We start from the raw sequence: 5,691 nt of genomic DNA on the forward strand, positions 1-5,691 counted from the left end.
TTGGTGTCGTTGGCGTCGCCGTTGTCGCCGCGATTGACGAACTTGCGCCAGACCGTCTCGCGCAGGCCCCGGTCGTCGCCGAAGGTCAGGAAGGGGTCGACGCTGGAGCGGGTGTTCAGGATCGCCCAGCCCTGAAGGTTGCGCTGACGCGCGGCGGCGGCGGCGGCGGTCTTGTTCGACGCGGGCAGGCCCGCGACGCCCGCCTCGTTTGGGATCAGCGTCCAGCTGTTCTCGTCAGCCACGACCTTCTGGCCGAAGCGGGTGAAAGCGTTGGTCAGGGCGGTGTTGATCCGGCCCAGCTCGGCCTTGCCGGCGGCGTCCAGCGCCGCGCCGTTGCGCACATAGGCGTCGCGCGCGCGGGTGGCGACGCGCGTTTGCTGGGCGTTCAGCCCGGCCGAGGCGGCGCCGTCGGCGACGGCGCGGATACGCTGGAACAGCTTGTCGTTGAAGGTGATCTCGTCGCCGGCGGCGGACAGGACCGGCGAGACTTCGGTCTCCAGCGCGTCCCATTCGTCGCCGCCGATGTTGGAAGTCATGACGCCGAACAGCGTCAGGGCGCGGTCCAGCGGTTCGCCCGCCATCATCATCGCCACGGAGGTGTTGGCGAAGGTCGGCGCGTCCGGGTTGTCGGCGATGGCGGCGATTTCGGCGCGTTGCAGCTCGATGCCTTCCAAAATGGCTTCGCGCAGCTTGGCGGGGGTGACCTTGTCCCAGGGCGGAACGCCGCCGTAGGGGCCGGTCCATTCCTGCAGCAGTTCGGCGCGGGGGCTTTGCTTGGGAAGGACGGCGCGCGCGGCGGCGGCTTCCTCGGCCAGGCCCAGGGCGCTGGGGGCCGAGACCCCGCCCATGCCCGCGCTGGCGCAGCCCGCGACCATCATCAGGCCCGCGCCGCCGAGGAGAAGGTTTCGTCTATGCATCGAATGTTCCTTGCTGGGATCATGTTGCGCGGACCCTAGACCGCTCGGGCGGGCGCGTCACATGACAGGCCTGTAATTAATCGTCGCGGTTTCCGGCGGCGCGGGCATTGAGACGCCCGGCCGGGCGGTCTAAAGCCGCGTCATGGCCATTGGCGTATTCGACTCCGGCGTGGGCGGGCTGACCGTCCATCGCGAACTGACGCGGCGCTTTCCAACGCGCGATTTCATCTATCTGGCCGACCAGGCCAACGCCCCCTACGGCGGCCGTGGCGGCGAGGAGATCGTTGACCTGACCCGCGCGGGCTGCGAGCGGCTGTTTCAGGCCGGGGCCTCGGTCGTGGTTCTGGCCTGCAACACCGCCAGCGCCATCGCCCTGCGTCGCCTTCAGCAGACCTGGCTGCCGTCGGTGCGGGAGCGGCTGGGTCGGCCGGTCAACGTCCTGGGGATCATCGTGCCGACCATCGAGGCGGCCACCGGGCTGCCCTGGTCGTTCGAGGCCGAGCGTCCTCAGGAAGGCGAGAAGGTCGCCGCCATCGACATCACCGGCGTGTTCAGCACCGCCGCCACCGCCATGAGCCGGGTCTATGAGATCGAGATCGACAAGCGGCGCGAGGACCTGGCGGTCTTCTCGGAGCCCTGTCCTGGCTTGGCCGGCCTGATCGAACTGGGCGCTCCGGCCGAGGAGCTGAAGACGGTAGTCCAGGATCATGTGGACGCCTTACGTCGGCGCATCGGCCGCCACCCGGACAAGGCCATACTGGGCTGCACCCACTATGAGATCGTCGCCCCCCTGTTCGCCGCGGCCCTGCCGCCGGAGACGACCCTGATCCATCAGCCCACGGCCGTGGCCGATGCGCTGGAGCGCTATTTCGCGCGCCATCCCGACTATGCGCTGGGCGAGGGCGGGCGTCGCGATTTCCTGACGACCGGGGCGCCCGGCGCTCAGTCCGGACTGGTGGCCCAGTTCTGGGGCGCGCCCCTGACGTTCCAGCCGGCCTGAGCGGTCAACAGCCGGGGCAGTCGGGCAGGGGGCTGGTCTCCAGCTGCAGGGTGGTGTGCCCCACCGAGAAGCGGCGCGCCACGGCCTGCGCCTCCATCAGCAGCGCGTCGCCGTCCGGTCGCTGATGCACCAGGTGCGCCGTCAGGGCGGCCTCGGTGGTCGACAGGCCCCAGACGTGCAGATCGTGGACCGCGCTGACGCCGGACAGCTCCGACAAGGCCTTTTCCAGCGCGGGGACGTCCACCGCCGAGGGCGCGCCGTCCATGGCCAGGTTGACCGAGTCCTTCAGCAGCCCCCAGGTCGAGATCATGATCACCGCGACGATGACCAGGCTCACCAGCGGGTCGATCAGCGACCAGCCCGTGGCCATGATGACGCCGCCGGCCACGACGACGCCCAGCGACACGCCGGCGTCGGCCATCATGTGTAGATAGGCGCCGCGCGCGTTCAGGTCATGCTGCGACTTCATGAACAGAAGCGCCGTGCCCAGGTTGATGAAGAAGCCGATGCCGGCCACCATCATGATGGTGGTCGACCCGACCGGCGCGGGTTCGGCGAACCGGCGCACCGCCTCGAAGGCGATCGCTCCGCAGGCGAAGATCAGCAGCAGGGCGTTGCCCAGCGCCGCCAGCACCGTCGCCTTGCCATAGCCGTAGGTGCGCCGGCCTCCGGCGGCGCCGTGTGCGCCTCGCCGCGCCAGCCAGGCCGCCCCGCCGGCCATGGCCAGGCCCAGGACGTCGGAAAGATTGTGCCCGGCGTCGGCCAGCAAGGCCGTGGAATCCACCATCAGGCCGGCGGCGAACTCGCAAGCGACGAAGGCCAGATTGACGACCAGGCCGACGCCGTAGCGCCAGTCGCCGGTGTCGACCGGGCCGTGCGCATGGCCGTGGCCGTGGTGATGATGCGAATGATCGTGAGGGTGCGCGTGATCGTGTCTGTGATCGGAGCCGTGGGCGTGCGCGTTCATGATATCTGCCTACGCCCGCCCGTGCGACGCGCCAAGCGGCTATATGATAACAGGCTGAATGTTATCATATAATCCTCATCAGTGCTGATGAAGGGCGACCATCAACCCCAGGGCGATCAGCGCCAGTCCCAGCACGGCGCCTTCGTAGCGGGCCCATCGCTCCAGCCGCAGGATCGAGGCGCCCGCGCGGGCCAGGCTGGTGAAGACCGCCATCCCCAACACCGTGCCCGCCGCGAAGACCAGGCTGAGCAACGCCAGGGCCGCCACGCCTTCGGATGAGGCCGATAGATAGATGGGCAGCAGCACCTCGCCCGGCGAGATCGCCATCATCGCCACCAGACCGACGAAAGCCGCCCGATCCGACACGGCGGGTTCCGCCTCGGTCAGCGCCGGGCCGCTGGCGGGGACCGGCCGCTTCAGCGTGGCGCGGGTCAGATAGAAGGCGCCGAACAGGAACAGAAGCACCGCCGACAGATGGGGCAGGACGCCCTTGATCCACTGGTCCAGCGCCAGACCGGCGGCCACGATCAGCCCGCCCAGAACCGCCGTGGTGACGATGTGGGCCAGGCCGGCGACGACGACGGTCAGGAGGGTGCGCGGCGCGCTCCAGCGCTGGGCTCGTCCGACCAGGACGAAGGGCAGCCAGTGGGTCGGCAGGGCCGCGTGCAGGAACGCGGCGACGAAGCCGCCGCCCAACAACGAGAGAAGCACGGAATGTTCGGCGGGGGAGGCCATGTGCGGGCCTATAGCTTGTTATTTTATAACGGTCGAGCCGTCATCGTCCGCGATCACCGAAAGAGCGGCGCGAAGCGTCTCGTCTGAATTTCGGCGCGCGCCGGGGCGCCCCCAGACGGGATCAGGCCACAGGCCGTCGTCGCGGCGGCGGCCGACCACATGCAGATGAAGCTGTGCGGTCACATTGCCCAAGGCGGCGATGTTCAGCTTGTCGACCGGCCGACCGGCGGCGTCGCCCAGGCGACGCACGAGCGCGCCGGCGCGCACCATTTCCTCCATCAGCACACAGCGGTCGGCCGGCGACAGGTCCGACACCTCCACGGCGTCGGCGACGCGGGGTATCAGGATCAGCCAGGGAAACCGCGCGTCGTCCTGCAGCCGCACCTGGCACAGCGGCCAGTCGGCGGCGAAGACGGAACCGGCCTCGAAGGCGGGATCTGCGGAGAAACTCATTCCAGCCCGTAGATGACGCAGGCGCTGTCGGTCAGGGTCTGGAGCGGCGGCTGCAGGGCCAGGCGCGCGGCCTCGATCTGGACCTCGCTGGGCGCCGCCCCGCCTGGCGCTGGAGGCGGCGGCGGCGGCGGCGGCGGCGGCGCGAAGGCCGCGCGCTCCACCCGCGCGCCGGTGACCGTGATCTCGTCCAGCGTCGTGGCTTGGCCGCCACCCGCCGCATAGGATGGCCAGCCGGCCAGCACGTCGGTCTGGCAGACCCGGCCGGTGGGATCGATCACCCGTACCCGCCCCAGGCGCGCCCCGGCGTTGGTCGCGGCCGCCTCGGCGCGGCGACGGGCGTCCTTGATGGCCTCGGCCGCCAGGTTGCTCTTCCAACTGTTCTCCGGCTCCAGGCCGAAGCCGACCCGGCTGATGGAGGTCGGGCGCGAGGCGACGATGGTGGCGTACACCCGCTCGACCAGGGACACGTCGCGGATGGTCACGCTGACCGTCGCATCGGCTTGATAGCGCGCGATGCGGTCGGCGCGGGTGTTGTCGCGCATCACGCCGTTCTCGTCGCGGTACTGGTCGTAGAGCGGTCGGGTGGTGACCGAGGTTTCGACGCGCACCTTGTCGGAACCGTAGCCCGCCAGCGCCTGGCTGAGGGCGCGGACCTGGTCGGCGGCGGCGCGCGAGGCATCGGACACGCTGCGTTCCACAGATTGGAAACTGGCGCCGACCGAGGCGCGGTTGGCCTGGATCTCCACCCGCACCTCGCCGGTCGAGGCGATGACGGGATCGCGCATCCACCAGGGCGCCGGCACATAGCGGTCGCCGATCGTCGCCGGCGGCGTCTGGGCCAGGGCGGGCGCGACGGTGAGCGTCGGCGTCAGGGCCAGCAGGGAGGCAAGAGCCAGAAGGGGTGTGCGTCGCATGAGAGTTCCTCCGTTGACGCGACCTTCGCAGGGCCGACCAAGGCCGTAAAGCGAGGTTCTTGCGGGGACCGCGCCAGGGGTCTAGACCGCCGACGCCAAATCCCTTTCGCACACGCAACAACCGGAGACTTCCATGGCTCGCGCGAAGATCGCCCTCATCGGCGCCGGCATGATCGGCGGCACCCTGGCCCACGTGGCCGCGCGCGAAGCGCTGGGCGACGTGATCCTGTTCGACATCGCCGAGGGGACCCCCCAGGGCAAGGCTCTGGATATCGCCGAGGCCTCGGCCGTCTTCGGCCAGGACGTGGCCCTGAAGGGCGCCAACGACTACGCCGACATCGCGGGCGCCGACGTCTGCATCGTCACCGCCGGCGTGCCGCGCAAGCCGGGCATGAGCCGCGACGATCTGATCGGCATCAACCTGAAGGTCATGAAGGCCGTCGGCGAGGGCATCAAGGCCCACGCCCCCAACGCCTTCGTCATCTGCATCACCAACCCGCTCGACGCCATGGTCTGGGCCCTGCAGAAGTTCTCGGGCCTGCCCAAGGAGAAGGTCGTCGGCATGGCCGGCGTGCTGGACAGCGCCCGTTTCGCCTACTTCCTGGCTGAAAAGACCGGCGTGTCGGTTCAAGACGTCCACGCCTGGACCCTGGGCGGTCACGGCGACGACATGGTGCCGATGGTGCGCCACTCGACCGTCGGCGG

The 5,691-nt window shown here is 69.8% G+C and carries 6 protein-coding genes and 1 pseudogene; 2 read left to right on the forward strand and 5 right to left on the reverse strand.

Going from position 1 to position 5,691, the window contains the following annotated elements:
* Nucleotides 1-917, reverse strand: a pseudogene (locus B2U11_RS07110) (M3 family peptidase); the annotation flags it as partial.
* A gap of 142 nt (nucleotides 918-1,059) precedes the next feature.
* Here B2U11_RS07110 and B2U11_RS07115 point away from each other — a divergent pair.
* The gene (locus tag B2U11_RS07115) at nucleotides 1,060-1,917 is read left to right on the forward strand and encodes a glutamate racemase (RefSeq protein WP_292070831.1); all 858 of its coding nucleotides are present in this window, start codon (nucleotides 1,060-1,062) and stop codon (nucleotides 1,915-1,917) included.
* 4 nt (nucleotides 1,918-1,921) lie between these two features.
* Here B2U11_RS07115 and B2U11_RS07120 read toward each other — a convergent pair whose 3' ends face one another.
* The 4 genes from B2U11_RS07120 to B2U11_RS07135 all read right to left on the reverse strand — a co-directional run bounded on the left by B2U11_RS07120 (nucleotide 1,922) and on the right by B2U11_RS07135 (nucleotide 4,986).
* Nucleotides 1,922-2,884 carry a cation diffusion facilitator family transporter gene (locus tag B2U11_RS07120; RefSeq protein WP_292070832.1) on the reverse strand — a complete coding sequence of 321 codons (963 nt, stop codon included), beginning with the start codon at nucleotides 2,882-2,884 and terminating at the stop codon, nucleotides 1,922-1,924.
* A 78-nt stretch (nucleotides 2,885-2,962) separates the two neighbouring features.
* A complete protein-coding gene (locus B2U11_RS07125; protein WP_292070833.1) occupies nucleotides 2,963-3,619 on the reverse strand; it encodes a hypothetical protein in 657 nt (218 codons plus the stop codon).
* A gap of 18 nt (nucleotides 3,620-3,637) precedes the next feature.
* Nucleotides 3,638-4,072, reverse strand: coding sequence for an HIT domain-containing protein (locus B2U11_RS07130; RefSeq protein ID WP_292070834.1), 435 nt, complete (start codon nucleotides 4,070-4,072; stop codon nucleotides 3,638-3,640).
* On the reverse strand, nucleotides 4,069-4,986 hold the full coding sequence (locus tag B2U11_RS07135; protein ID WP_292070835.1) for an SIMPL domain-containing protein: 918 nt from the start codon (nucleotides 4,984-4,986) through the stop codon (nucleotides 4,069-4,071). The genes B2U11_RS07130 and B2U11_RS07135 overlap by 4 nt, the downstream gene beginning before the upstream one ends.
* Nucleotides 4,987-5,119: 133 nt before the next feature.
* Here B2U11_RS07135 and B2U11_RS07140 point away from each other — a divergent pair.
* A partial coding sequence (locus B2U11_RS07140; RefSeq protein ID WP_292070836.1) for a malate dehydrogenase occupies nucleotides 5,120-5,691 on the forward strand: 572 nt, incomplete at its 3' end.

It is taken from the genome of Brevundimonas sp. UBA7534 (assembly GCF_002479325.1).
GTDB lineage: Bacteria > Pseudomonadota > Alphaproteobacteria > Caulobacterales > Caulobacteraceae > Brevundimonas.

Excerpts from the sequence above, each read along its gene's own strand:
- B2U11_RS07115 (WP_292070831.1), top strand. The coding sequence starts at position 1,060 with ATGGCCATTGGCGTATTCGACTCCGGCGTGGGCGGGCTGACCGTCCAT.
- B2U11_RS07120 (WP_292070832.1), bottom strand. The coding sequence starts at position 2,884 with ATGAACGCGCACGCCCACGGCTCCGATCACAGACACGATCACGCGCAC.
- B2U11_RS07125 (WP_292070833.1), bottom strand. The coding sequence starts at position 3,619 with ATGGCCTCCCCCGCCGAACATTCCGTGCTTCTCTCGTTGTTGGGCGGC.
- B2U11_RS07130 (WP_292070834.1), bottom strand. The coding sequence starts at position 4,072 with ATGAGTTTCTCCGCAGATCCCGCCTTCGAGGCCGGTTCCGTCTTCGCC.
- B2U11_RS07135 (WP_292070835.1), bottom strand. The coding sequence starts at position 4,986 with ATGCGACGCACACCCCTTCTGGCTCTTGCCTCCCTGCTGGCCCTGACG.